The organism is Merdimonas faecis, assembly GCF_001754075.1.
Lineage (GTDB): Bacteria > Bacillota > Clostridia > Lachnospirales > Lachnospiraceae > Merdimonas > Merdimonas faecis.
Map to the genome: position 1 here is coordinate 24,865 of NZ_MIEH01000002.1, position 24,733 is coordinate 49,597.

Annotated in this window: 26 protein-coding genes; 23 read left to right on the forward strand and 3 right to left on the reverse strand. The window is 47.4% G+C overall.

What is annotated here, in order from left to right; translation table 11 throughout:
- Positions 1–60 precede the first annotated feature (60 nt).
- The 3 genes from BKD12_RS17455 to BKD12_RS00780 all read left to right on the forward strand — a co-directional run bounded on the left by BKD12_RS17455 (position 61) and on the right by BKD12_RS00780 (position 2,455).
- On the forward strand, positions 61–219 hold the full coding sequence (locus BKD12_RS17455) for a hypothetical protein (RefSeq protein ID WP_330385508.1): 159 nt from the start codon (positions 61–63) through the stop codon (positions 217–219).
- A 58-nt stretch (positions 220–277) separates the two neighbouring features.
- Positions 278–1,345, forward strand: coding sequence for an alpha/beta hydrolase (locus tag BKD12_RS00775; protein WP_070087491.1), 1,068 nt, complete (start codon positions 278–280; stop codon positions 1,343–1,345).
- A gap of 345 nt (positions 1,346–1,690) precedes the next feature.
- Positions 1,691–2,455 (forward strand): alpha/beta fold hydrolase, encoded by a 765-nt coding sequence (locus tag BKD12_RS00780; RefSeq protein ID WP_070087492.1) that lies wholly within the window; start codon positions 1,691–1,693, stop codon positions 2,453–2,455.
- 26 nt (positions 2,456–2,481) lie between these two features.
- Here the strand turns inward: BKD12_RS00780 and BKD12_RS00785 are convergent, their stop codons facing one another.
- The gene (locus tag BKD12_RS00785; protein ID WP_070087493.1) at positions 2,482–3,018 is read right to left on the reverse strand and encodes a TetR/AcrR family transcriptional regulator C-terminal domain-containing protein; all 537 of its coding nucleotides are present in this window, start codon (positions 3,016–3,018) and stop codon (positions 2,482–2,484) included.
- A 199-nt stretch (positions 3,019–3,217) separates the two neighbouring features.
- Between BKD12_RS00785 and BKD12_RS00790 the strand changes: the two genes are divergently transcribed.
- The 5 genes from BKD12_RS00790 to BKD12_RS00810 all read left to right on the forward strand — a co-directional run bounded on the left by BKD12_RS00790 (position 3,218) and on the right by BKD12_RS00810 (position 9,302).
- Positions 3,218–3,496 carry a hypothetical protein gene (locus tag BKD12_RS00790; RefSeq protein WP_070087494.1) on the forward strand — a complete coding sequence of 93 codons (279 nt, stop codon included), beginning with the start codon at positions 3,218–3,220 and terminating at the stop codon, positions 3,494–3,496.
- Positions 3,497–3,554: 58 nt separating this feature from the next.
- Positions 3,555–5,372, forward strand: a complete 1,818-nt coding sequence (ftsH, locus tag BKD12_RS00795) for an ATP-dependent zinc metalloprotease FtsH (RefSeq protein ID WP_070087495.1) — start codon at positions 3,555–3,557, stop codon at positions 5,370–5,372.
- Between the two features lie 181 nt (positions 5,373–5,553).
- A complete protein-coding gene (locus BKD12_RS00800; RefSeq protein WP_070087496.1) occupies positions 5,554–6,942 on the forward strand; it encodes an MATE family efflux transporter in 1,389 nt (462 codons plus the stop codon).
- A 39-nt stretch (positions 6,943–6,981) separates the two neighbouring features.
- Positions 6,982–7,794 carry a biotin--[acetyl-CoA-carboxylase] ligase gene (locus BKD12_RS00805; protein WP_176730899.1) on the forward strand — a complete coding sequence of 271 codons (813 nt, stop codon included), beginning with the start codon at positions 6,982–6,984 and terminating at the stop codon, positions 7,792–7,794.
- A 110-nt stretch (positions 7,795–7,904) separates the two neighbouring features.
- Positions 7,905–9,302 (forward strand): S1C family serine protease, encoded by a 1,398-nt coding sequence (locus BKD12_RS00810; RefSeq protein WP_070087498.1) that lies wholly within the window; start codon positions 7,905–7,907, stop codon positions 9,300–9,302.
- 25 nt (positions 9,303–9,327) lie between these two features.
- On the opposite strand, the gene BKD12_RS00815 is transcribed toward BKD12_RS00810, so the two are convergent.
- Positions 9,328–10,020, reverse strand: coding sequence for a J domain-containing protein (locus BKD12_RS00815; RefSeq protein WP_083262774.1), 693 nt, complete (start codon positions 10,018–10,020; stop codon positions 9,328–9,330).
- A 196-nt stretch (positions 10,021–10,216) separates the two neighbouring features.
- Here BKD12_RS00815 and BKD12_RS00825 point away from each other — a divergent pair, with 196 nt between their 5' ends.
- From BKD12_RS00825 to BKD12_RS00855, 7 genes are all read left to right on the forward strand, one after another.
- Entirely contained in the window at positions 10,217–10,606 is a 390-nt protein-coding gene (locus tag BKD12_RS00825) for a zinc ribbon domain-containing protein (RefSeq protein WP_070087501.1), read from the forward strand.
- A gap of 26 nt (positions 10,607–10,632) precedes the next feature.
- Entirely contained in the window at positions 10,633–11,319 is a 687-nt protein-coding gene (locus BKD12_RS00830) for a response regulator transcription factor (RefSeq protein ID WP_070087502.1), read from the forward strand.
- A 33-nt stretch (positions 11,320–11,352) separates the two neighbouring features.
- Positions 11,353–11,760 carry a CidA/LrgA family protein gene (locus BKD12_RS00835; RefSeq protein WP_070087560.1) on the forward strand — a complete coding sequence of 136 codons (408 nt, stop codon included), beginning with the start codon at positions 11,353–11,355 and terminating at the stop codon, positions 11,758–11,760.
- Positions 11,741–12,433, forward strand: coding sequence for an LrgB family protein (locus tag BKD12_RS00840; protein WP_070087503.1), 693 nt, complete (start codon positions 11,741–11,743; stop codon positions 12,431–12,433). The genes BKD12_RS00835 and BKD12_RS00840 overlap by 20 nt, the downstream gene beginning before the upstream one ends.
- 27 nt (positions 12,434–12,460) lie before the next feature.
- Entirely contained in the window at positions 12,461–13,339 is an 879-nt protein-coding gene (locus tag BKD12_RS00845) for a sensor histidine kinase (RefSeq protein ID WP_330385510.1), read from the forward strand.
- Between the two features lie 141 nt (positions 13,340–13,480).
- On the forward strand, positions 13,481–14,164 hold the full coding sequence (locus BKD12_RS00850; protein WP_070087505.1) for an ABC transporter ATP-binding protein: 684 nt from the start codon (positions 13,481–13,483) through the stop codon (positions 14,162–14,164).
- Positions 14,157–16,757, forward strand: a complete 2,601-nt coding sequence (locus BKD12_RS00855; RefSeq protein WP_070087506.1) for an ABC transporter permease — start codon at positions 14,157–14,159, stop codon at positions 16,755–16,757. The genes BKD12_RS00850 and BKD12_RS00855 overlap by 8 nt, the downstream gene beginning before the upstream one ends.
- A 26-nt stretch (positions 16,758–16,783) precedes the next feature.
- On the opposite strand, the gene BKD12_RS00860 is transcribed toward BKD12_RS00855, so the two are convergent.
- Positions 16,784–17,047 (reverse strand): helix-turn-helix domain-containing protein, encoded by a 264-nt coding sequence (locus BKD12_RS00860; RefSeq protein WP_070087507.1) that lies wholly within the window; start codon positions 17,045–17,047, stop codon positions 16,784–16,786.
- Positions 17,048–17,168: 121 nt separating this feature from the next.
- On the opposite strand from BKD12_RS00860, the gene BKD12_RS00865 reads away from it, so the two are divergent.
- From BKD12_RS00865 to BKD12_RS00895, 8 genes are all read left to right on the forward strand, one after another.
- A complete protein-coding gene (locus tag BKD12_RS00865) occupies positions 17,169–17,516 on the forward strand; it encodes a hypothetical protein (protein ID WP_070087508.1) in 348 nt (115 codons plus the stop codon).
- A 94-nt stretch (positions 17,517–17,610) separates the two neighbouring features.
- Positions 17,611–18,168: a 5-formyltetrahydrofolate cyclo-ligase gene (locus tag BKD12_RS00870; protein ID WP_070087509.1), complete on the forward strand. Its 558-nt coding sequence runs from the start codon at positions 17,611–17,613 to the stop codon at positions 18,166–18,168.
- A 57-nt stretch (positions 18,169–18,225) separates the two neighbouring features.
- Entirely contained in the window at positions 18,226–19,746 is a 1,521-nt protein-coding gene (arfA, locus tag BKD12_RS00875; RefSeq protein WP_070087510.1) for an arabinosylfuranosidase ArfA, read from the forward strand.
- 131 nt (positions 19,747–19,877) lie between these two features.
- Positions 19,878–21,599, forward strand: coding sequence for a PEP/pyruvate-binding domain-containing protein (locus tag BKD12_RS00880; RefSeq protein WP_094078719.1), 1,722 nt, complete (start codon positions 19,878–19,880; stop codon positions 21,597–21,599).
- Positions 21,600–21,610: 11 nt separating this feature from the next.
- Positions 21,611–22,489, forward strand: coding sequence for a PEP/pyruvate-binding domain-containing protein (locus BKD12_RS16620; RefSeq protein WP_094078720.1), 879 nt, complete (start codon positions 21,611–21,613; stop codon positions 22,487–22,489).
- An 89-nt stretch (positions 22,490–22,578) separates the two neighbouring features.
- Entirely contained in the window at positions 22,579–23,523 is a 945-nt protein-coding gene (locus tag BKD12_RS00885) for an L-lactate dehydrogenase (RefSeq protein ID WP_070087511.1), read from the forward strand.
- Positions 23,524–23,549: 26 nt separating this feature from the next.
- On the forward strand, positions 23,550–24,347 hold the full coding sequence (locus BKD12_RS00890; RefSeq protein ID WP_070087512.1) for a CoB--CoM heterodisulfide reductase iron-sulfur subunit B family protein: 798 nt from the start codon (positions 23,550–23,552) through the stop codon (positions 24,345–24,347).
- Positions 24,344–24,733, forward strand: a complete 390-nt coding sequence (locus BKD12_RS00895) for a 4Fe-4S dicluster domain-containing protein (RefSeq protein WP_070087513.1) — start codon at positions 24,344–24,346, stop codon at positions 24,731–24,733. The genes BKD12_RS00890 and BKD12_RS00895 overlap by 4 nt, the downstream gene beginning before the upstream one ends.

Here is a 24,733-nt window from a genome sequence, read left to right on the forward strand (position 1 = left end):
CCGGACATTGAGAAAACGTTCTAACCGAAAACGGCAAGTCACATTCGCAAGCTTCGTGAGGTGTTTCCTGGTCAGGCGATTTTCGGACGTGCAGATGTGATGGAAGTAATTGATATCAAGCCGTCCAGAGCATCGGAACTTCTGAAGGAGATGACAGAGCGCAGAGTCATTGAGCCGGTATCCGGACACGGCAAAGGGAAGTACAGATTCAGGGAATGAAAGGATTGCGTCAGAATAATAGCCATATAAAACCAGAATTTCCAGGAGCGTGAAATTTGTGAAACAAACAAAAATAGTCCAAGTGCAGACACATGACAACTACAGTCTTGATGTTAAAATAGATTATCCAGTAAACAGTGAAAGTGTTATTATTTTTTGTCATGGCAGCGGTGCTAATACCTACGATAATCACAGAGAGATTGCAGGAAAAGAATTCAATTATTTTGATTTGTTTGTTGATGAATTCGGCAAACGGAATATTGCTTTTTGCCGTTGGAACACGAGAGGCTGCAGAATATCAGATGTTCCTCCGGATTTTGTGTCTGTAAATATTGAGGAATATGCAAATTATTGTCCTTCAACATCTATTCAAGATATTATAACGGTAAAAGATTATATAAAGGAGTTACCGCAATTTAAAAATTCTAAAATATTGCTTATGGGAATTAGTGAAGGGGCGACCCTTATCCCTTATGCAATGACACAGTGTGATGACGTGGATGGCTTGCTGCTTTTAAGTTTTTCTTATGAAAATATGAGAGATACCCTGGATTGGCAGCTAAGTGGTGGCAGTTCTATGGTTAATATGTGTAAGTATTTTGATTGCAGGGAAAAGGGGTTCATAGAAAAAGCAGATTTTGTCCTTGATAAATTAGATGTCCGTTCTTCTTTGTTCCCAGATGTTGAATTTGAAGATTGGGACATAGATAAAGATGGAAAACTCACACAAAATGATTTTGCATTACAATTAGCAGATTATAAAAAGCAAGTGTTTCAAGCTATAGAGGATAACGATGATGAATGGTTGAGGAATAATTATTCTGTTCAAATAACAGCAAAATGGTGTAAAGAACATTTTGCATTGCCTGATATTGCAGTAATCATGCGTTCGCTGAATGTCCCCATATATATTTTTCAAGGTGAAGATGACGCAAATATCCCTATTGCTGACATTGATAAAATTCGTGGTGATTTTAGAAAATGGAGAAAATCAAACCTGCATATTTTCGTTTTTCCAAAACACGACCATGATTTGAATTATTTACAATACATCCTTACTGGCAATATACCTCATGGATTACAAAGTGTTTTTGATATAGCACATTCATTTTGCAAAACTGTTTGATACGTAGATCGTGGGCGGCGTTCCGGCAAAGACGATCCGCAGAAGATTTCATGAAGATACGATAGAAAAGCTGCTCAGACTGAAGTGGTGGGACTGGCCAGAGGAGAGGATAAGAAAAAGCATTTGCGCAATCCAGTCGGGCTGCATTGAACAGCTGGGAAGGAAATGAAAAGCCGGAGCCGGAGACTTAGGAAAGTTTATCTATGCTTTAGTATCTGGATGGGATATAATAAAAATAAAGGAAGGAGGCGGCCTTATGGGTATCTTTATTACATGGTAATGGCAAGGTGTATCTTTGTTATTACGCCTTGCTGATCAGTTTAGAAATGATTAGGAGGCTAAAAGATGTCATATTTTCATTATCAGTCAAAAAAGATTTATTATAAGGAAATAGGAAGCGGGAAACCGCTTGTCATGTTACACGGTGATACGGCTTCCTCCAGGATGTTTGAACTGCTGCTGTCGTTATATCAGGAAAATTTCCGGGTGATCCTGATGGATTTTCTGGGGAACGGACAGTCAGACAGAGTAGAATGTTTTCCGGAGAATCTGTGGACCACACAGGCTGATCAGGTTCTGGCGCTGATGGAACATTTGAATCTGAAGAAAGTCAATCTTTTAGGGACAAGCGGCGGAGCCTGGGTGGCTGTGAATACCGCATTAAAACGTCCTGATCTTGTGGAGCATGTCATCGCGGACAGCTTTGACGGCAGAACGTTACGTGATGGCTTTGTGGAAAATCTGCGAAAGGAGCGGGAACACGCAAAGCAGGATCAGGAGGCAAGGCAGTTTTATGAATGGTGCCAGGGAGAAGACTGGGAAAAGGTGGTAGACCTCAATACACAGGCGCTGATAACATGTGCCGTCAATAAAACGCCGTTGTTCTGTAAGCCATTAGAATCTTTGGATACGCCCATTCTTTTTATGGGGAGTCTGGAAGATGATATGTGCCGCCAGGATATGCTGGAGGAATGCAAAGAAATGGACAGGCTTGTGGGAAATGGAAAGATATACATGTTTGAGACGGGCGGGCACCCGGCTGTTCTTTCAAATGCCGAGTCCGCCGCCAGAGTAATTACTGATTTTCTGAATGGCCAGAGCTTGAATTAGACGGGGAATGAGAGATGCTCCTGTTTTTATAGGATGTCTTTCATCAACCGGGTCTGGCAGGAAGCCAGCGTCTCTTTTGGCAGTTTGCAGCCGCTTTTGATCCAGTGGAACGTCATGCCAACAAGACCGCTTACGTAAAACGCAGTCACAGAATCGACCGGCCCGGGGAGAAGTTCGCCCCGGGCGGTCTTTTCTTCCAGGAATTTTGTGATGTTGCGGCTGATATATTGATACACCAGATTCATCAGTTCTTCATTGATTTCTGTTTCAAAAAGGTTGTAAAATACCCGTTCTTTTTTCTCACATTCTGTTAGAAAAACGATAAAGAAATCCTTTGTTTCATGTGTTTTCATTAATGCTTCCAGTTCCATCGAAATGCGGTCCAGACAGTAGGAAAGCAGCTCATATTTGTCCTGGAAGTGTAAATAAAAGGTACTTCGGACGATCATAGAATTTTCGCACAGCTCACTGACGCTGATTTTAGGGAAAGGCTTTCTTTCCAGCAGGTCAAAAAGGGTGTTGGCAAGGATTTCCTTCGTTTCGGAGGATTTGTTTTTCGTCATCTTAGAATTCTCCTTTGTCATCTAAGTAAGCGTTTCATAAAAAACATCTTAAAGGATATCGTAATAATTCACAATATAAAAAAACTGAATACAAAAGAAAATAATTATAAAAATGGACACATCCGCGGAATTTGTCTCGTTAGCGGGGATGATATCCCGCTATACTTAAGCTATCGATAGAAGTTCAAGGAGGGAATGTATGGCCGATAAGATTTCTGATAAAAAGGAGCAGGAAATTGAACGTCTCACCCGCCAGCTGGATCATAAGGAGCATGAACTCGAGGAAAAATACTGCGATGTGGGGAAATCTATTATGGATAAGCTTGAAAAAGAGAACCAGGAGATCGGACACATGGTAGATGAAGTGATCCAGTTGAAACGGAAGCTTATCAAGGCGAAAGGACAGATCCGTTGCCCTGCCTGTTATCAATATAATGAGACGGACAGTATTTACTGCAGCAGATGTGGAAAAAATTAGAAAAGAAGAAAAACGATGAGCAGCAATGACAAGGCTGTGAAGAAATGGAGGAAACAGCATGCATGAAGTAAAGAAACCAAGAAAACCATTGATTTATTACTATGTGATCGTTCTTATGGTCCTGGTATTATTTAATTTCCTGTTTATGCCCTGGGTGGCAGAGCGCCAGATCAAGGAAGTTGGATATGAGAAATTTATGCAGATGACAGAAGAGGAAGACATTGGAAGAGTAGAGATCGATCAGGAGGAAAATCAGATCACCTTTACCGATAAGGATGAAACGGCAATTTATAAGACCGGAATGGTGGATGACCCGGATCTGACAGAGCGGCTGTACGACGCTGGAGCAGAATTTTCAGGACAGATCATTGAGCAGACCTCTCCCTGGGTTGTGTTTCTTCTCAACTGGATACTGCCGATCCTGATTTTTGTAGGAATCGGACAATATATGTCCAAGAAAATGATGGATCGTGCGGGCGGCAAGAATTCTATGATGTTCGGCATGGGAAAAAGCAATGCCAAGGTTTATGTGAAATCTTCAAAAGGAATCCGATTTTCGGATGTGGCCGGAGAGGATGAGGCAAAGGAAAATCTGGCGGAGATCGTGGACTATCTTCATGATCCCAAGAAATATGAAGACATCGGCGCATCCATGCCCAAAGGAATCCTGCTTGTAGGACCTCCCGGAACAGGTAAGACCATGCTTGCGAAAGCAGTTGCCGGTGAAGCAAATGTACCGTTCTTCTCCATGTCCGGATCCGAATTTGTGGAAATGTTTGTCGGCATGGGCGCATCGAAGGTGCGGGATCTGTTTAAACAGGCGAAAGAAAAAGCTCCCTGTATCGTTTTTATCGATGAGATTGATGCGATCGGTAAAAAGAGAGACGGAAATGTGGGAGGAAATGACGAGCGTGAGCAGACCCTGAACCAGCTACTGACGGAGATGGATGGTTTTGAAGATAACAACGGAGTGATCATTCTGGCAGCGACAAACCGTCCGGAATCCCTGGACCCGGCGCTTACAAGACCTGGACGTTTTGACAGGAGAGTTCCGGTTGAACTTCCGGACCTGAAGGGAAGAGAAGCAATCCTGAAAGTTCATGCGAAAAAGATTAAAGTAGCGGACAACGTGGATTATAACAAGATCGCACGGATGGCGTCAGGAGCATCCGGAGCAGAGCTTGCCAATATCGTAAACGAAGCGGCGCTGCGGGCCGTTAGAGAAAACCGGACGTATGTGACTCAGGCAGACCTGGAAGAAAGTATTGAAGTTGTCATAGCCGGATATCAGAAGAAAAATGCGATCATGACCGACAAGGAGAAGCTGATCGTGTCCTATCATGAGGTCGGACATGCGCTGGTAGCGGCAAAACAGACGAATTCTGCGCCAGTACAGAAGATCACGATCGTTCCAAGGACATCCGGGGCTCTTGGATATACCATGCAGGTGGATGGGGGAAATCATTACCTGATGAGCAAGGAAGAGCTGGAAAACAAGATTGCTACATATACCGGTGGCCGTGCGGCGGAGGAAATCGTATTTGGTTCCGTGACCACAGGAGCTTCCAATGATATCGAGCAGGCAACGAAGCTTGCCAGAGCAATGATCACGCGGTATGGCATGAGTAAAGATTTTGATATGGTTGCAATGGAGGTCCAGACCAACCAGTATCTGGGTGGAGATTCCTCGCTGACCTGTTCGTCAGAGACACAGAAGCTGATCGATGAAAAGGTAGTGGAGCTTGTGCGCAGACAGCATGAAAAGGCAGCACAGATTTTGCTGGAGAATCGGGAAAAACTGGATGAACTCTCACAGTACCTGTATCAGAGAGAGACCATTACGGGCGACGAATTTATGAGGATTCTGAATTCCTGATCATAAAAATGGATAGAGTAGGTAGATCAAGATGACGATATATGATATTTTATTATGTTTTTTACATACAGTTTCTTAGGCTGGTGTACGTCCCCATTTGCCCATTTGCCATCTTGACGCAGAACGGAGAAAGCAGTAAGATATTCACGGCGAAAATCTGATTGTTTAGGTATCTGTCGAGATGGAGGGATCTGTTTTGAAAAAGAATAAATATGAGATTGACATGTGCAACGGGACGATCATGGATAAATTAATTTCCTTTTCGCTCCCGTTGATGCTTTCCAGTATCCTGCAGCTGATGTTTAATGCTGTGGATATCATTGTGGTGGGGCGGTTCAGTGGCAGCCAGGCGCTGGCGGCAGTGGGATCGACGACAGCGTTGATTAATATTTTTACCAATCTTTTTATTGGCATTTCTTTGGGGGCAAACGTCCTGGCGGCCAGATATTATGCGGCAGGAAGGGATAAAGAGATGTCAGAGGCGGTACATACGGCTATTACGCTTGCTTTGATCAGTGGGATCTTGATGGCATTTGTAGGATTTGGAGCTGCAAGAGGCGCTCTGGGGATTATGGATACGCCGGGGGATGTGATCGGTCAGGCAACACTCTATATGAGGATTTATTTTCTTGGGATGCCCTTTTTTATGCTTTATAATTATGGTGCTGCAATCCTTAGAGCCGTAGGAGATACAAAGAGACCATTGGTATTTCTGGCTGTGGCCGGGATGGCCAATGTGGCGCTGGATCTTCTGCTGGTCATTGTGATTCCTCTTGGCGTAGCCGGGGTGGCTGTGGGCACAGTGACTTCTCAGATGATTTCCTGTATTCTGGTGCTGCGGTGTCTCCATAAGTCAGAGGGAAGTTATCAGATCCGTTTTTCAAGGCTGACTATCAAAGGAGTATACCTGAAACGGATCTTTCAGGTGGGAATCCCTGCCGGGATCCAGAGTACGGTGATCAATTTTTCCAATGCCCTGCTGCAGTCCTCCGTTAATTCCTTCGGATCTACGGCTATGGCAGGCTACACGGCCGCAAATAATATCTTAAGCTTCCTGTATGTGTCGGTCAACGCTGTGACCCAGGCCTGTATGAGCTTTACCAGCCAGAACTACAGTGTGGGAAAACAGAAGCGGATGGACCGGGTACTTTTGGACTGCATGGTCCTGTCGGCGGGCGTGGCCGGCGTTCTGGGAGTCGGCGCATATGTATTCGGCTCACAGATTCTTAAAATCTATACTTCCGAGCCGGATGTGATCCAGTGCGGTCTGGAGATCCTGGCCATTACAACGGTTCCGTACTTCCTGTGCGGTATCATGGATTTGCTTCCCGGAGCACTCCGGGGAATGGGCCGTTCTGCGGTGCCGATGGTGTTATCGGTTATTGGAACCGTGGGGATCAGGATTTTGTGGGTGTATGTGTTTTTCCCGCAGCACAGGTCCTTGTATTTCCTGTTTATTTCATATCCGGGATCCTGGATCGTCACTATTGCAATGCAGGCGGTATGTTTTATATTTGTAAGAAAGCAGTGTATCCGTCAGCTGAAAACAGCGGGGATGCTGACAGCATAGATAGTTTATCTGAATTCTACTTTATATGGAGGTGATCCGGTGGCAGATCAAAAAGATATCTTGGCAGAAGAAACCATACAGAAATATTTAAAGGAAAACTGCAGAGACTTACAGCTTCATGTATTTCCGGTAGTAGACTCTACGAATATCTTGCTCCGTCGGAAAGCAAAAGAAGGCGTACCGGAAGGATGTGTAGTGATTGCCGGAGAGCAGACCAAAGGAAAAGGGAGACTGGGCAGATCATTTTATTCACCCTCCGATACAGGAGTCTATTTAAGTCTTTTGCTGCGTCCGGAGAATATTTTGCCGGAGCAGGCAGTGCACATTACTACCATTGCAGCGGTGGCCGCCTGCGAAGCTATAGAAAGAGTCTCCGGAAGAAAAGCCGGGATTAAATGGGTTAACGATATATATATGGATGGGAAAAAGGTGAGCGGGATTCTTACAGAGGCATCTCCGTGCCGTGAACAGGAAGGATTTGACTATGTGATCCTGGGGATCGGATTTAATGTATGTCCGCCAAAAGGAGGATTCCCGGAGGATATCGGGGCTGTAGCAGGGAGCATATTCCCGGAGCAAAGGGAGAGAGAAAAGAACTTTCTGGCGGCAGAATTTCTGAACCGCTTCATGCATTATTATCGGACAGATGCAAAAAAGCATTATGTGGAACGCTACAGGGAAAGATGTTTTGTGATCGGGAAAGATATCTATGTACTGACTCCCGGAGAGAAGAAAAGGGCGCATGTAGAGGATGTGGACCAGTCATGTCATCTGGTAGTGCAGTACGAAGACGGAACGATAGAACGCCTGGCTTGGGGCGAGATCAGTATCCGTCCGGTGAGCAGCTGGTAAATGCAAATTCATAAAAGTGTAATAAATTTTTCACAGATTCAACACAGAGAGCATCTATAATCAACCTCGAAAAAAAGAAAAGTTACCCTAAGAAAAGAGGTTGAAAGATTATGAAGGATGAAATGTATGAACAGGAAAATCAGAGTGAAGATGAGGTAATACAGGAACAGACAGACTTGCAGAAACAGGAAGAGACAGCTGAAATGTCAGAAGCTGAAGCGACAGAAGCTGAAACAGATGCGAAGGAAGTGAAGGCAGAGTCCGGAGAGGGGTCTGAGACAAAGACCGGGACAGAAAAAAAGAAAAAAGAGATGACTCTACAGAAGAAATGGGGAATGGTCGTAGCCATGGCTCTGGTATTCGGACTGATCGCAGGCGGGACCATGTATGGCGTAAACGCTGCGGCTAATCGCCTTTACAGCCAGAACCATATATCTCAGACGGATACAACCGAGGCTTCTACATCAGAAAGCAGCAGCGGAGTGGCACAAGTAGCAGATAACGCAATGCCTTCAGTGGTTACCATTTCGACGATGTCTGTGGAAGAAATGAGGAGCTTTTTCGGCGGTACACAGCAGTATGAAGTGGAAGGCGCCGGTACAGGTGTGATCATAGGAGAGAATGATACAGAGCTTCTGATTGCTACCAATAATCATGTGGTAGAAGGAGCAAGCAGCCTTTCTGTAGGATTTATTGACGAGAGTACAGTTTCTGCGGAGATCAAAGGTACTGACGCGGAAAATGATCTGGCTGTTATCTCAGTAAAGCTTTCTGATATTTCTACAGATACGATGAATCAGATTAAGATTGCTTCAATCGGCGATTCTGACAAACTGCAGCTTGGCGAACAGGTAGTTGCCATCGGAAATGCACTGGGATATGGACAGTCTGTAACATCTGGATATGTCAGCGCTTTGAACCGTGATTTGAGTCTGACTGATGAAAGCGGAAATACGATTAACTCTACCGGGCTGATCCAGACAGATGCCGCAATCAATCCTGGAAACAGCGGCGGTGCACTGTTAAATATGAACGGGGAGCTGATCGGTATCAATGAAGCAAAATCCGGAACAACTTCCTCTGGCACGACGGTAGACAATATTGGGTTTGCGATTCCGATCAATAAGGCTCAGGAAAGCCTGCAGAATCTGATGAATCAGGAAACGAGAGAAAAGGTTAGCGAGGATCAGGCTTCCTACATAGGTATCCAGGGCGCCAGCGTTTCTTCCGATGAACAGGAAAAATTCAGTATCCCGGCCGGCGTAGTTGTGGCATCTGTAGTAGAAGATGGCCCGGCAGCTCAGGCTGGTATCCAGGAAGGTGATATTATCACAGAACTGGACGGACGTTCTGTAAGCAGCATCGAAGGCCTCCAGGATACGCTTCAGTACTATGCGGCCGGTGAAACCGTTGATATTGTCGTCCAGCGCGCGGACAATGGCTCCTATCAGGAGCAGACCCTGAGTATCACACTCGGATCAGCTCAGGATGCGGAAACAAACAACTAAATACCTTGAAAGAAAATTCATTTCATTAGGAGGGAGCGTTTTTATACTGCTCCAGAAGACGGCTGATCTGCAGGTTTAGATTTTCCGGCGGCAGCGGGGAAGCGTCTTCTTTTAATCTCAGCCACAGATGGAGAGACTGATAACCAGCTCTGCTTCTGTGGCTGATTATATGTTTGGAGCCATCTGACGCCTTTGGATCTGCGGCCTGGATAAGGGTGCGCTTTGAAGGACTCTTAAGTCTTCCTAGGGCGGTGTCAGCTTCATCCAGCAGTTCTTTGCTGCATTGAAGGATACTGCGCAGGAACAGGGGAAATTCTTCCTCCGTCTGCCAGAAATATTTTCCCCTGGCAATGCAAAAATCTCCGATGACCTGTCCTTCCCGATCTTCTTCATAATAATAAATATTCCGTTCCCGATAAGCGTTTTCATTAACAGGGGCGTCCCAGACTGAATCTACGGCGGCCCCGGAGGCCTTCTTTTTGCCGCCCGGCTGATGGCCTCCGGAAAGACAGGTGGCCCCGGAATCCTTAAGTGAGGCTTCTTTTAGCAGGGCATAGGCAATATTAATCTCCTGCACGTTATAATGATAGCGGGAGCGGGCTGAGATATGAACATCCGGGTGGAGGGCGGACATAAGCTTGCGGTATTTCTTTTTGATATCCCTGAAATCTGTGCCTGGACTAATACCCAGGATTTGGCAGGCCTGCTGATAGTTCATGGTATTTTGTTTCACCTCTGGTATAAAATGTTGCTGAAAATAGTATATCCGATTTTGGGAGGAAAGAAAATATAAGTATAAAATGTCAGTTATTTCTTGCGAAATGTATACAAGTGCTATAAGATAGGGTCTATGGGTAAAGGAACGATCCTATGAAAAGGGATGGAACGGACCAGAAAAAATTGAGGTGGCAGATATGTTTTTTATCATAGGTATTTCAGATGGCCGAAAAGACCTGAATTTCAACCAGATGGTGATCTGCAGCAGCTGCGGGCAGTATGGCAGATACACTGTGTACATGACTTATACGGCATTATCTCTGTTTTTTATTCCTGTCTTTAAATGGAACAGGCAGTACTTTGTGCAGACAAGCTGCTGCGGGAAGATATATCGTCTGAACCCGGAAACTGGCAGAAGGATAGCATGGGGAGAACAGCTGGAGATCCAGCCGGGAGATTTAGAGCCGTTGTCTGGAGGATGGCAGAGCGGACAGTATTACCATCGTGTAAAGAGATGCATGAGCTGTGGATTTTCCACAGATGAGGACTATGAATTTTGTCCGAAATGCGGCCGCAGGCTGTCATAGATCAGAGTAGAAAGAGGCGTAAAAGGATGTATCAGATATTGATCGTAGAGGATGACAGGGGACTGAACCAGGGGATCGCTCTTGCGCTCCGGCAGGAAGGAGTTTCCTTTTTGCAGGCATATAATGCAGCGGAAGGCAGGGATTTCTGGGAGAAGGGGCATGTGGACATGGCGCTTCTGGATGTAAACCTTCCTGACGGGAACGGATATGAGCTTCTGGAAAAGATCCGAAAGACCTCACAGATTCCGGTGCTTCTGATCACGGCAAATGATCTGGAAAGTGATGAGATCACCGGATTTTCTCTTGGGGCAGACGATTATATTACCAAGCCTTTCAGCCTGATGGCGCTGCGGGCGAGAGTGGAACGGATGCGGATGCGTACCGGAGAAGGACAAAGAGAAACAAAGGATACCTATACAGATCACAGGTATCGGTTTTTGTTTGATCAGATGCAGTTTTTTGTAGACGGACAGGAGATCATCCTGAGCAGAACAGAACAAAAACTTCTGCGGACGTTTGTGTGGAATCCGGGAATCACACTTTCCAGGGAACGCCTGATGGAGATCCTGTGGACAGACGGGGCAAAATTTGTAGAAGAAAATGCACTGAGTGTAGCAGTGAACCGCCTGCGCCACAAGCTTTCCGGGAAAGGGGATTACCGCCCGATCGAGACCGTATATGGTATCGGATATGTATGGGAGAAAAAAGCTTAACAGAAATTGACAGAAAAACAGGGGGAAAAGATAGTGAAATATATCAGACAATTTGCAGTGATCCTGGGGATCTCCTTCTTAGGCGAGATCCTGCATTATTTGATTCCGTTTCCGATACCGGGAAGCGTATATGGACTGATCCTTATGTTCCTGCTTCTGGTACGCGGGATCTTAAAGATAGAAGACGTCCGGGAGACAGGTCAGTTTTTGATAGAGATCATGCCGCTGATGTTTATTCCTGCAGCGGCAGGCCTGGCAGCCTCATGGGGACAGGTAAAGACGATGTTGGTTCCGGCATGCGTGATCACGGTGATATCCACGGTGGTCGTCATGGCGACTGCCGGAAAAGTGACGGAAGCCTGTATCCGAAGGCAGGAAGAAGGGGTGATCAGACAAAAGGAAGAAGGAGTAGTAAATCAGTATGGAAAATCTGATTCTTAATTCAGCGGCGTCCGGAGTATTTATCAGTCTGGCGGCGTACGGTATTGGAACGCTGGTGAAAAGAAAATGGAAGAGTGCGCTGGCCAATCCGCTTCTGATCGCCATTATTCTGGTGATCTTGTTTTTGAAGCTATCGGGCGTGGAATACGAAACCTACAACGTTAGTGCAAAGTATCTGACCTATCTGCTGGCTCCTGCCACGGTAAGTCTGGCCATTCCTATGTATGAGAGGATGCAGCTTCTGAAGGAGAATTATGCGGCGATCCTTACCGGGATCCTGTCAGGGGTCCTGGCAAGTCTGGTCTGTGTGCTTGCGATGGCACTGGTGTTCCATCTGTCACAGGCAGAATATGTGACTCTGCTTCCCAAATCAGTAACGACCGCGATCGGGATGGATATCGCGAAAGAGTTGGGAGGTCATTCGGAGATTGCGGCGGCAGTGATCATCATTACCGGTGTGCTTGGGAATATGGCGGCAGAGCCGATCTGCCGCATATTTGCAATCCGCCATCCGGTGGCAAAGGGAATCGCACTGGGAACCTCGGCTCATGCGATCGGAACAGCCAAAGCTATGGAGATGGGCGAGACAGAAGGAGCAATGAGCAGCCTGGCTATCGTAGTGGCCGGGGTGTGTACGGTAGTGGGAGCCACGGTGTTCGCGGGACTTTTGTGACAGGAAAACCGGCAGGGAGGAATGACAATGATACAGATTGGGGCAAAAGGGACTTTGAAGCGTCTGGATGAGATGCTGGAGAGTGCTATGAACGGAACCTTTGACGAGACGTCTTATGATGAGACAGAGCTGTCGCGTCTGGAGTCCCGTTGGAAACAGTATTTTACTGCCCAGGGACAGCTGGTGGGACAGGTGAAAAAAGAAAGAGAGAATATACGGACACTGGTGTCGGATATTTCTCATCAGACCAAGACGCCCCTTGCTAACATTTTGCTCTATGCAGAGCTTCTGGACGAGAAAGCAGAAAATGAAGAAGAAAAGATGCTGGCAGGGCAGATTGTAAGGCAGACGGAAAAGCTTCAGTTTCTTTTGCAGTCTCTGGTAAAAATGTCCCGGCTTGAGACTGGGATCCTGGAGCTGTCACCTGCAGATGGAGAGATTGCGCCTATGATCCGGGAGACAGCGGCCTCACTGCAAAAAAAAGCAGAGGCAAAGAACATCTGCCTGGACTGCGAACTGGAAGAGAGGGTCAGATGCAGGTTTGACAGAAAGTGGACCTCGGAGGCACTGGGAAATATTATCGACAATGCGGTGAAATATTCGCCGGAAGAGAGCAGGATTACAATCCGGATCCGAAAATATGAGTTTTATGCGTGTATCGAGGTAGAGGACCAGGGGCCGGGCATTGAGGAAGAAGAGAGGGCTCAGATTTTTGGACGGTTTTACCGGGGGAAACAGATGCGGCAGGAGGAAGGCGTCGGCATAGGCCTCTATCTGGCAAGAGAGATCCTGGAGAAGGAAGAAGGGTACATCAAGGTATCTTCCGCAGATGGAACGGGAAGCAGATTTTCCATATATCTTCCAATAAGCCAGGAGTCTGCCGGATACCCCGGGTCAGAAATGTAAAATGGAAATGTGTCAAAATTGATAGATTTCAGAAAGAATACAGAAAGATTATCCGTGTATAGTGGTCTTATAGAAAAATAGTTCTATAAGGCCATTCTTTTACTGGATGGCTATACAGGGGACACGAAAAGGAGGCTTATCATGATTGTACTGAAAACCAGAAAGTTAAAAAAATATTACGGCAGCGGAGATACGCTGGTACGTGCCCTGGATGGAGTAGATCTGTCTGTGGAAAGGGGTGAGTTTGTGGCTGTGGTCGGCACTTCCGGCAGCGGTAAATCCACGCTTCTCCATATGCTTGGAGGATTGGACCGGCCTACCTCGGGAACGGTGTGGGTGGATCAGAAGGATATCAGTAAGTTAAAGGACGAAGAGCTGACTATTTTCCGGCGGCGTAAGATCGGATTTGTATTCCAGAGCTACAATCTGGTGCCGGTGCTGAATGTGTATGAAAATATCGTGCTTCCGGTGGAGCTGGACGGAAACAGGGTTGATAAATCTTATGTAGAAGATATCATCGAGATCCTGGGGCTTAAGGCAAAGAAGTTCAGCCTGCCTTCCCAGCTCTCCGGAGGACAGCAACAGAGAGTGGCCATTGCAAGAGCGCTGGCTGCAAAACCGGCGATACTCCTGGCCGATGAGCCCACGGGCAATCTGGATTCTGTAACCAGCCAGGATGTGCTAAGCCTCCTGAAGGTGACAAGCAGCCGGTTCGGGCAGACGGTGGTAATGATCACACATAATGAGGAAATTGCACAGATGGCAGACCGGATCATCCGTATTGAGGATGGAAAGATCAGAAATGGCGGTGAGGCGTATGCGTAAAGTCAAAAATCAAAAGGTCATCCGGAATCTGTCAGACAAGAGCTTCCGTGCCAGCCACACAAGGAATACGATCGCAGTGCTGGCCATTGCCCTGACTTCTATGCTGTTTACCACTCTTTTTACCATCGGCCTTGGGTCTGTGGAAAATTTTCAGCAGCAGACCATGCGGCAGTCGGGAGGAGACAGCCATGGTGTGATCAAGGATATTACTATGGAAGAGTATGAAGCGCTGAAGGATCATCCTCTGATAAAAGAAAGCGCTGCCTGTGAGGTCCTGGCGGATAATGTGGCCAATCCGGAGTTTTTGAAGCGTCATGTAGAGCTCTGGTATGTACCGGAATATCATTATCCCCACCGCTACCTGGAAATCGAAGAGGGGAGGGCGCCGGAGAAAGCAGATGAAGTGCTGGTGGATGAAGTGACAATAGAACTTTTGGGGCTCCCAAAAGAGACGGGTCAGGAAATCACACTTTCGCTACAGGTTGGGATGGCAGACCCGGCGGCAGAAGACAGGACCTTTACCGTGACCGGGATCCTGAAAGCAGATCCGGCGATGAATACGGGATTTGTCGTCACCTCAGAGGATTATCTGACAAAATATGCAGAAGAGATAAAGGCGGCGGAACGGGAAGAGTATGCGATGACAGGCCGGATCGATATGGATGTGAATTTTTCCAATTCCTTCAATATCCAGAAAAAGCTGGAGCAGGTCATCACAGAAAGCGGATATTCCGTGACGGAGGGTGACAAAAATTATTTGTCCAGTAATGTAAACTGGGCGTATGTATCCGACGGGGCCCAGAGTGATCCGATGACCATGGGGGCGGTGGCGGGAGGACTTTTCATTATTCTGCTCACCGGATATCTGATCATTTACAATGTGTTTCAGATCTCGGTGGTAAAGGATATCCGGTATTACGGTCTGCTAAAGACGATCGGGACCACCGGACGCCAGATCCGGAAAATCGTACGCCGTCAGGCCTGGAAGCTGGCCGTGGCCGGGATCCCGCTGGGCCTTGTGACGGGATTCTTTGTGGGAAAAGGGATCGTTCCGCTGGTGGTGGAAAGAAGCGCTTACCAGGGGTCTGACGTGCAGGTATCCTTAAATCCCTGGATTTTTGCAGGGGCCATTTTGTTCAGTCTGGCTACGGTGTGGATCTCCACCCGCAAGCCGGCCAGGATCGCAGGCAGGGTGTCTCCTATTGAAGCAGTACGCTATACGGAAGATCAGAACGAAAAAAAGAAAGAAAAGAAAGGCACAGACGGCGGAAAGCTTTGGCGAATGGCGCTGTCCAACCTGGCCCGCAGCAAAGGACGCACCGTGATCGTGATCCTGTCACTTTCCTTGTCAGTGATCCTGCTGAACAGCATTTTTACGGTAACCTCATCATTTAGTATGGACCAGTTCCTGAAAAAGTTTGTGGTGTCAGATTTTCTGATCGCCAATGCCGAATATTTCAACAGTGAGTATTACGGAGTAAAAGAGGGAATAGAGGAGATCAGCCTGAGTGAGTCTTTTATCAGAGCCTGCGAGGAAGAGGACGGCTTTGAGAGAGGCGGGCGTCTCTATATGAGCAATGAAGTCGGTCTGGAAGCAGAAACCTACCAGCCTACGGAAAATGTCATGACAGATGAGAACGGGGAGTTTTACAATATGTTTGGATCCGAGAAGGTTCCCTATCAGCGGAATGAAGATGGAAACTACCGCACAACTTTTTACGGACTGGAGGATTATCCTCTTGAGAAGGCAGAGCCCTTTGAGGGCGAGACGGATCTTTCGGTGATCAAAGAAAAGCTTGCTACCGGGAAATATCTTCTGGGAGCTGTGGCTACGGATGATAATGACCAGGTGATAGAGGACGAGATCTACTATCATGCCGGGGATCATGTGACGCTGGTAATGAAGGACGGAGAAAAGAGGAAATTTGAGATTCTGTCTCTGATCAAGGAGAATTATTACGGGCTGACAAACCGCATGGGTTCGCAATTTGCCTTTTATACGACGGCGGATGTATTTCTTTCCATGGAATCGCCGGATTATCTGATGAGTTATGAATTTGATGTAGAAGACGGCAGGGAGGCGCAGTTTGAAGAATTTCTGGAAAACTATACCACAACACAGGAGCCTTTGATGCACTATGAGTCAAAACAAAAATGGCTGGATGAGTTTAACGGACTGACCGGACTTTTTACCCTGGTGGGAGGAGTACTGACAATGGTCGTTGGCGTCATCGGTATCCTTAATTTTGTCAATGCTACGCTGACGGGGATCGTAACCAGGAAACGGGAATTTGCAATTATGGAAGCGATTGGCATGACGAAGCGCCAGCTGACCCGTATGCTGATGCTGGAAGGACTGTACTATGCAGGGTTTACGATTTTGTGTTCCTTAGCGGGAGGCTGTCTCCTGTCTGTGACACTGGTACGGATTCTTGCGGACGGCATGTGGTTTATGGAGTACCAGTTTATCCTGTGGCCGATGCTGATCGTATTTCCGATACTGCTGCTTCTGGGAGTGCTGGTCCCGTATCTTGCCTATCTGCCGCAGCGAAGAGAAAGTGTTGTCAGCGTGATCAGCCGGGAGTCGGCATAAGGCAGCAGAAAAGAAGAGCCATAGTTTTATGGCTCTTCTTCTTCTCCTTCGCCGTCAATGAGATATTCGTATGAAACGTGGAAAATTTCGGCCAGAGCTTTCAGTTCTACATCTGTAACATAACGCTTATTGGTTTCAATCCGGGTGATGACATTTTTATCCATATCGTAGCCATTCAACTGAAGCTGGTAAGCTAAGAACCGTTGTGACATATTGTGCTGCTGGCGGAGCTTTGCGAGCCGGCGGCTGATCAGATTCTTCCTGCCGCCTGGTGTTTTGGGCTTTGGCATATCTTTCATCCTCCTGCAGATAGTGTGGACATGACTGTCTCAATTTTTGCACTTTTTCTGTTGATTTTACACGGGATAAGGTCTACAATCGGTTGTAAAAGTGAGACAAAGGGAGAAGCGTATGCATCAAAAGGATATCGAACGCTTTGCGTTCCTGTTTTTGTGCGGAAAACGTGACAGGGCAATCCTGGCGGGAAAAGAAAAAATGACGTTTTCAGATTTGAACAGGCTTATATATCTTCTTGATTATCTGGGGCTGGACGCTTATAGTCTGGAAATCTGGAGTGAATATGGAGGGCAGTTTAAAGATCAGCTGGAACAGCTGAAAGAAATCTATGATGAAACAGCCGGCATCGTGTCCTGGGATCCTGCGGAAGAAGATGAACGGCAGGAGCAATGGATCCGGGAGTTTTTGCGGCAGGTGCCGGATAGAAACAGCCGGAAACTGCTGGAAAAATTACTCGGTTGATATACAAGTATCATTTCCTATTGTACAATGCGGATTTTTGTGCTAAATAATAAGTGTGTTGTTATGAAGTGACAAAAGCAGGAGGCAAAACAGGATGAAGCAGAACCTGCGGAAAAAACTGTTAGAAAAAAGAAAATTTCTTTCCGACGCCTATTTTCAGATGGCAGATGAAAGGATCTGTATGCTGGCAGCGGAACTTCCGGAATTCCAACAGGCAGAAGTGGTCTTTTGTTATGTGGGGATGGAAGGAGAAGTCAGCACCCGCTCTTTACTGGAAAAAGTACTGGCGGAAGGGAAACGGCTGGGTGTGCCGCGCTGTGAGAAAAAGGGCGTGATGCGGGTCTATGAGATCCGTTCTCTACAGGATCTTGTGCCCGGAGCTTTTGGAATTCCGGAGCCGGTACCGGAAGCCAGGCTGATCCGTCCGGAAGAGATAGACCTGGCGGTCATTCCCTGTCTTTCCTGCGATGGAAAGGGAAGACGTCTGGGGAAAGGCGGCGGGTATTATGACCGGTATCTGGAGGGGACGACGTTCTTAAGGGCAGCGCTTTGCTGGCAGCAGATGATGGAAAAAGAGATTCCTGTGGACATACATGACCAGCGGATGGATGTAGTGATCACGGAGAACGATGCGATCCGTACCAGGGATTAGAGGGGTACAGGAGCATACAGGAAAAAGATAAGCACAAAGCAGGAAAGGCGGAATGACATGGCGAAACAGGCAAGGATAGTGGTTGACAGAGACTTTAAGATTGCAGAGGTGGATCCAAGGATTTATGGGTCGTTTGTGGAACAGCTGGGAAGAGCGGTGTACGACGGATTGTACCAGCCGGGGAATCCGCTGTCTGATGAGGAAGGCTTCCGGAAAGATGTAATAGAGATGGTCAGAGAGCTGAATGTGCCGGTAATCCGTTATCCGGGCGGCAATTTTGTATCCGGCTATCGCTGGGAAGACGGAATAGGGCCGTTAGCTGACCGTCCGAAGCGGCTGGATCTGGCATGGAAGAGCATTGAGACAAATGAAGTGGGGATCCATGAATTTGCCAGCTGGACAAAGAAAGCGGGGGCGGACCTGATGATGGCCGTCAATCTGGGAACCAGGGGCATTGAGGAGGCCTGCGCCCTGCTGGAATACTGCAATCACCCGGGAGGAACGGCCCTCAGTGACCTGAGAAGCCGTCATGGAAGGAAAGAGCCGTTTGATATTAAGATGTGGTGCCTGGGAAATGAAATGGACGGCGACTGGCAGATCGGACATAAAACGATGGAAGAATACGGGCGGCTTGCCGCAGAAACGGCAAGGGCAATGAAGATGATCGATCCGTCCATAGAGCTGGTTTCCTGTGGCAGTTCATACCGGGGGATGCCGACATTTCCGGAATGGGATGCGGTGACACTGGAGCATACCTATGATCATGCAGATTACATTTCCCTTCATCAGTATTATGACAATGAAGCGGATGATCCGGCGGATTATCTGGCAAAGGCTGATGACATGGACGAGTATATCCGGACTGTTGTAGCGGTATGCGACTATGTAAAAGCCAAAAAGCGGGGAAGAAAAACGATCAATCTGAGCTTTGACGAGTGGAATGTATGGTTCCATTCCAAGGAGCAGGATGATAAGCTGAACAAAGAGCGTCCCTGGCAGCAGGCGCCGCCGCTTCTGGAGGATATCTATACCTTTGAAGACGCGGTGTTAGTAGGCGAGATGCTGATCACGCTTTTAAACCATGCAGACAGGGTTAAAGTGGCCTGTCTTGCACAGTTAGTTAATGTAATTGCTCCGGTGATGACAGAGAAGAACGGCGGCAAAGCATGGAAGCAGACGATTTTTTATCCGTTCTTCCATGCCTCGGCTTATGGAAGGGGAACTGCGCTCCGGGCAGAGGTCTGCTGTGAAAAGCATGATACGTCGGAGCATGAGGATGTTACGGATATTGTGAGCGCTGCTGTTTACAAAGAGGAGTCCAAAGAGCTGACACTTTTTGTGGTGAACCGCAACATCGAGGAGGATGTGGAGCTTACGGCAGATCTGCGGGGGATGGGAAAATGTCGGCTCCTGGAGCACATTGTCCTGGAATGTGGGGACAGAAAGTGTACAAACGGGCCGGGACAGGAAAGAGTCAGACCCTGTAACGTATCCCGGTCATCAGCGGACCAGGGGATCCTGCAAAGCCTCCTGCGCAGGATGTCATGGAATGTGATACGGCTGAAGCTGGAATCCTGAATCAAGGCTATACAATAAAAAGAATGTCTGGTATAATCATCTAAGAGATCATAGTAGAATATTTGAACTGGCAAAGACGCTGTAAGAGCAATGAGCTTTTACGCGTCTTTCTTTTTTTAGGAGGTCTTTTCATGGGAGCATTTGAAAAAGTAAAGAGCGGATTTCCGGATATGGATGGATTATTGGATCATATCCGGACAGGCGACAATGTAGTGTGGCGGGTAAGAAGTATAGAGGAGTTCCGCTATTTTGCAAAGCCTTTTGCAAGGCAGGCGGTAAAAGAGGGAAGGAATCTGATCTATATGCGTTTCGCATCCCACGAACCGATCTTAGAGCCGGAGCCAGGGATTAAGATCTGTGAATTTGACCCGGACAAAGGATTTGAAGCATTTACGGTAGACATTTATAACTGCATCACCCGGGAGGGCAGGGAAGCCTTTTATGTGTTTGACAGTTTGTCATCGCTTCAGTCAGTGTGGTATACAGACCTGATGATGGGAAACTTTTTCCGCGTTACCTGTCCCTATCTTTTTAAGCTGGATACAGTGGCCTATTTTCCACTGCTGCGGGGAAAGCACTCCTTTCATACCGTTTCCAGGATCCGTGATACTACGCAGCTTCTTCTGGATGTCCATTCGGGAGAGGAGCTTTACCTGCATCCTTTGAAGGTCTGGAACCGCTATACACCCAGAATGTTTCTGCCTCATTGCATGGATCCCGGGAGCGGGAAATTCAGGGCGGTGGAGGATGGAGTGTCCATGAGCCGTTATTACCAGCTTCTGGAAGAGGAAGAGATACAGGAGCAGGATCAGAGCCTGGACAGCTATGACAGGTTTTTCTCGATGGCCCGGATGGAGTACCGGCAGGGACGGTTTTCCGAGAGGACCCAGCAGCAGATTGTCGAGAGTACTATGACAAAGGATCCCAGGCTGCAGGAAATGATCAAAGAATATTTTGACCCCAGGGATTATTTTCTCCTGCGGGACCGGATGGCAGGAAGCGGCTCCATCGGAGGAAAGGCCTGTGGAATGCTGCTGGCGAGAAAGATCGTGCAGGCCAGGCTTCCATGGGGAAGAAAGTATCTGGAACCCCATGATTCCTATTACATCGGATCCGATGTATTCTATACGTATATTGTCTCGAATAACTGCTGGGAAATCCGGATCGCACAGAGGACGGAGGAAGGATATTTTGCAAAGGCAGAGGATTTGAGAAAGGCATTGCTTTCCGGGGAATTTCCGGCTGATATCCGGGAAAAATTCCGGTCTGTACTGGAATATTTCGGACAGAGTCCGATCATCGTCCGCTCCTCCAGTTTCCTGGAGGACGGATTTGGAAATGCGTTTGCCGGCAAGTATGAATCCGTGTTTTGTGTCAACCAGGGTACACCGAAGGAACGCATGAGGGAATTTACGCAGGCGGTCCGCAGAGTCTATGCAAGTACCATGGATCCGTCAGCGCTTCAATACCGAAGACAGAGAGGACTGGAGGGGAAGGATGAACAGATGGCCGTGCTGGTGCAGCGGGTATCCGGCTCCTATCAGGGAGACTATTTCTTTCCGGCGGCAGCAGGTGTGGGCTATAGCTATAGTGCATACCGGTGGCGGAAAGATATGGATCCGTCGGCTGGGCTTTTAAGGATTGTTGCAGGGCTTGGGACCCGGGCGGTAGACCACACGGAGAGAGACTATCCCCGCCTGGCGGGTCTTGACCGCCCGGAAATGTCCATGCATGTGACAGCTGCGGATAAGCATCGGTTCTGCCAGCGTAATATAGACGTACTGGATATCCGGGGAAACTGTCTGAAAACAGTCCCGACAGAGGAGCTGTTGGATCAGATCCCCTGTGGCTGAAAAAGGAGGTCATGGAACGGGATTATGAGGCGGAGGATGCCCTGAAGCGGATGAACAGGCCGAAGCAGGTCTGGTTCGTGACCTGCCAGCATCTGCTGGAAAATCAGGAATTTACCAGATTTATGCAGGCAGTACTGAAAATATTAGAGGAGGTATATGGGAATCCTGTAGATATTGAGTATACGGTGAATCTGAATGAAACAGGCCGGTTTGTGGTGAATCTTTTACAGTGCAGACCTCTTTATACGGGGAGCAGGAACGGAAAAATAGATTTGCCGGACCTTACGGAAAAGGAGATACTGTTTGAACTTCAGGACTCTTCGGTAGGGAATTCTGTCATGCGGCCGGTAGATCTGGTGATCCGGGTCGATGCCAGGGCATATTACGAATACCCGTATCATTTAAAGTCTCAGGTGGCAGAAGCAATAGGCGAGATAAGCCGCCGATTCTCCGAAAGCGGGAAGAACCTGCTCCTTCTGGCGCCGGGAAGGATAGGAACCTCTTCGCCGGAACTGGGGGTGCCGGTAACATTTTCTGATATTTCCGGTTTTTCCGGTATCTGTGAAGTGTCGGACAAAACAGTGGGCTATATGCCGGAGCTAAGCTATGGAAGCCATATGTTCCAGGATCTGGTAGAGGCGGATATTTATTATGCGGCGGTCTGGAATGACAGCAGGACGAAGGTCTTTCATCCGGAGCTGCTGGATGAGGAAGAGGACCTGTTTCCCTTGCTCTGTCCGGAGAGAAAAGAACTGTCCGGCATGATCCAGGTTACGATGCCGGAGCACTTGTATTACTGGAATGATGTAATGTCAGGGCGGAGCCTGTGCGGGAGGTACAGAAAAGAAAATGACAAAAAAGATCAAGTTAAATTTTTGACAAAAAAATAAAAACACATCTTGTCAAAATATTAACAATATGATATTATGATAAAAAATTATCAAAGTCAAAATATATTCAACGAAAGGAAAGGAAAATTATGAGCAGTAAGATCACCATTATTGGAGCAGGAAGTGTTGGGGCAACGATAGCTTATAAGCTGTCTGGTGAGGACATTGCATCAGAGATTGTCCTGATCGACATCAATAAGGAAAAGGTAGAAGGAGAGGTCATGGACATTAAGCAGGGCACCTGCTTCAGGAACCCGATCTCCATTATCGCAGGAGATTATAAGGATGCCGCAGGCTCTGATATCGTTATCATTACTTCCGGTATTGCACGTAAGCCAGGACAGACCCGGATCGAACTTACCCAGACAAATGTAAATATCATCAAAGAAATTACTCCGGAGATCGTAAAAGCAGCGCCAGATGCTATTTACATCATCGTCAGCAATCCAGTGGACGTTCTGACCTATGTATTTACCAAGATTTCCGGACTTCCTGAAAATCAGATCATCGGTTCCGGTACGGTTCTTGATACGGCAAGACTCCGCTCCGGCCTGTCAGAACATTTCCATGTGGCTCAGAAAAATATCCATGCCTATGTATTTGGGGAGCACGGAGATTCTTCCTTTGTTCCGTGGTCCAGTGCGGATATTGCCAGCATGAGTCTGGATGATTATTATACAGCAATGTCTGATAAAGTGGGAATCGAAAAGCTTAATAAGGATGCCATGGTAGAATATGTCCACAAATCCGGCGGACAGGTGATCGCAAAGAAAGGCGCTACCTTCTATGCTGTTGCGGTAGCTGTCTGCGAGCTTTGCAATATGGTGCTTGCTGCTTCAGATTCGATAGCTACCGTGTCCAGCATGATGCATGGAGAGTACGGGATCGACGATGTCTGCTTAAGCACCCTGACACTGATCGGACCTAACGGTGTGAAGGGAAGAGTACCGGCACGCCTTACAGAAGAAGAGACAGAAAAGCTTAAGGCCAGTGCAAAAGTACTGAAAGATGTGATCGCACAGATCGAGATATAGAAAAGGGCAGACAAGGAGGGAATATTATGAAATACAGTTATTATCCCGGCTGTACTTTAAAAAATAAGGCCGAAGACCTGGACGCATATGCCAGGGTTTCGGCCAAAGCTCTGGGATTTGAACTGGAAGAGATAGAAGAGTGGCAGTGCTGTGGAGGAGTCTATCCGCTGGGAACGGACGAGATTGCCACAAAGCTGGCATCCGTCCGTGCGTTGAACGATGCGAAGGAAAAAGGACGTGAGCTGGTAACGCTATGCTCTGCCTGTCATCATGTGTTGAAAAGAGTGAATGATGACATGAAGAACGTGGAAAATATCCGGACCAAGGCCAATAACTATATGGATCTTAAGGAGCCGTATGCAGGAGAGACAACGGTCCTTCATTTTCTGGAAGTGTTAAGAGACCGGATCGGATGGGACACTTTGAAAGAGAAGGTAACCAATCCGCTGAAGGGAAAGAAGATCGGAGCTTATTATGGATGTCTGCTCTTAAGACCCGGGAAGATCATGGCATTTGATGATCCGGAAAATCCAAAGATCATGGAAGACTTTATCCGTGCCATTGGAGCGGAGCCGGTGATCTACCCTTACCGGAATGAATGCTGCGGCGGGTACATATCTTTGAAGGAAAAAGAACTGTCCAGAGGCATGTGTGAAAAGATCGAAGACAGTGCAGAAGGATTTGGGGCAGATATGCTGATCACAGCCTGTCCTTTATGTATGTATAATCTGAATAAAAACAGCCGGACAGACCTGCCGGTCTACTATTTTACAGAGCTTCTGGCAGAGGCTCTGGGCGTGAAAGATGAGGTGAAGAAGCAGTGACGAATCAGAAAAAGCAGGCGGAACTGATACAGGAAATAAGTGGGGTAAACCCTTTAAAATGCATGAAATGCGGGAAATGCTCCGCATCCTGCCCGTCTTACAACGAAATGGATATCAAACCTCATCAGTTCGTATCCTATGTGATCAATGAAGATATTGAGTCGCTGGTAAAATCCAAGTCCTTATGGAAATGTCTTTCCTGCTTTGCATGCGTACAGCGCTGCCCAAGGGATGTGAAGCCGGGCAAGCTGATCGATGCGGCAAGACAGATCGTAGAAAGGCAAAAGGGCGGAGATTACCTGACGGCAGACGAGATCCCGGAGCTTCTGGATCCGGAGATCCCGCAGCAGCTTTTAGTCAGTGCGTTCAGAAGATACAGGAGGTGA

Bases quoted from the DNA above. Each gene is read 5' to 3' on its own strand.
- BKD12_RS00780 (WP_070087492.1), top strand. From the start codon at position 1,691: ATGTCATATTTTCATTATCAGTCAAAAAAGATTTATTATAAGGAAATA.
- BKD12_RS00785 (WP_070087493.1), bottom strand. From the start codon at position 3,018: ATGACGAAAAACAAATCCTCCGAAACGAAGGAAATCCTTGCCAACACC.
- BKD12_RS00790 (WP_070087494.1), top strand. From the start codon at position 3,218: ATGGCCGATAAGATTTCTGATAAAAAGGAGCAGGAAATTGAACGTCTC.
- ftsH (WP_070087495.1), top strand. From the start codon at position 3,555: ATGCATGAAGTAAAGAAACCAAGAAAACCATTGATTTATTACTATGTG.
- BKD12_RS00800 (WP_070087496.1), top strand. From the start codon at position 5,554: ATGGAGGGATCTGTTTTGAAAAAGAATAAATATGAGATTGACATGTGC.
- BKD12_RS00810 (WP_070087498.1), top strand. From the start codon at position 7,905: ATGAAGGATGAAATGTATGAACAGGAAAATCAGAGTGAAGATGAGGTA.
- BKD12_RS00815 (WP_083262774.1), bottom strand. From the start codon at position 10,020: ATGAACTATCAGCAGGCCTGCCAAATCCTGGGTATTAGTCCAGGCACA.
- BKD12_RS00825 (WP_070087501.1), top strand. From the start codon at position 10,217: ATGTTTTTTATCATAGGTATTTCAGATGGCCGAAAAGACCTGAATTTC.
- BKD12_RS00830 (WP_070087502.1), top strand. From the start codon at position 10,633: ATGTATCAGATATTGATCGTAGAGGATGACAGGGGACTGAACCAGGGG.
- BKD12_RS00840 (WP_070087503.1), top strand. From the start codon at position 11,741: ATGGAAAATCTGATTCTTAATTCAGCGGCGTCCGGAGTATTTATCAGT.
- BKD12_RS00845 (WP_330385510.1), top strand. From the start codon at position 12,461: ATGATACAGATTGGGGCAAAAGGGACTTTGAAGCGTCTGGATGAGATG.
- BKD12_RS00850 (WP_070087505.1), top strand. From the start codon at position 13,481: ATGATTGTACTGAAAACCAGAAAGTTAAAAAAATATTACGGCAGCGGA.
- BKD12_RS00855 (WP_070087506.1), top strand. From the start codon at position 14,157: ATGCGTAAAGTCAAAAATCAAAAGGTCATCCGGAATCTGTCAGACAAG.
- BKD12_RS00860 (WP_070087507.1), bottom strand. From the start codon at position 17,047: ATGCCAAAGCCCAAAACACCAGGCGGCAGGAAGAATCTGATCAGCCGC.
- BKD12_RS00865 (WP_070087508.1), top strand. From the start codon at position 17,169: ATGCATCAAAAGGATATCGAACGCTTTGCGTTCCTGTTTTTGTGCGGA.
- BKD12_RS00870 (WP_070087509.1), top strand. From the start codon at position 17,611: ATGAAGCAGAACCTGCGGAAAAAACTGTTAGAAAAAAGAAAATTTCTT.
- arfA (WP_070087510.1), top strand. From the start codon at position 18,226: ATGGCGAAACAGGCAAGGATAGTGGTTGACAGAGACTTTAAGATTGCA.
- BKD12_RS00880 (WP_094078719.1), top strand. From the start codon at position 19,878: ATGGGAGCATTTGAAAAAGTAAAGAGCGGATTTCCGGATATGGATGGA.
- BKD12_RS16620 (WP_094078720.1), top strand. From the start codon at position 21,611: ATGGAACGGGATTATGAGGCGGAGGATGCCCTGAAGCGGATGAACAGG.
- BKD12_RS00885 (WP_070087511.1), top strand. From the start codon at position 22,579: ATGAGCAGTAAGATCACCATTATTGGAGCAGGAAGTGTTGGGGCAACG.
- BKD12_RS00890 (WP_070087512.1), top strand. From the start codon at position 23,550: ATGAAATACAGTTATTATCCCGGCTGTACTTTAAAAAATAAGGCCGAA.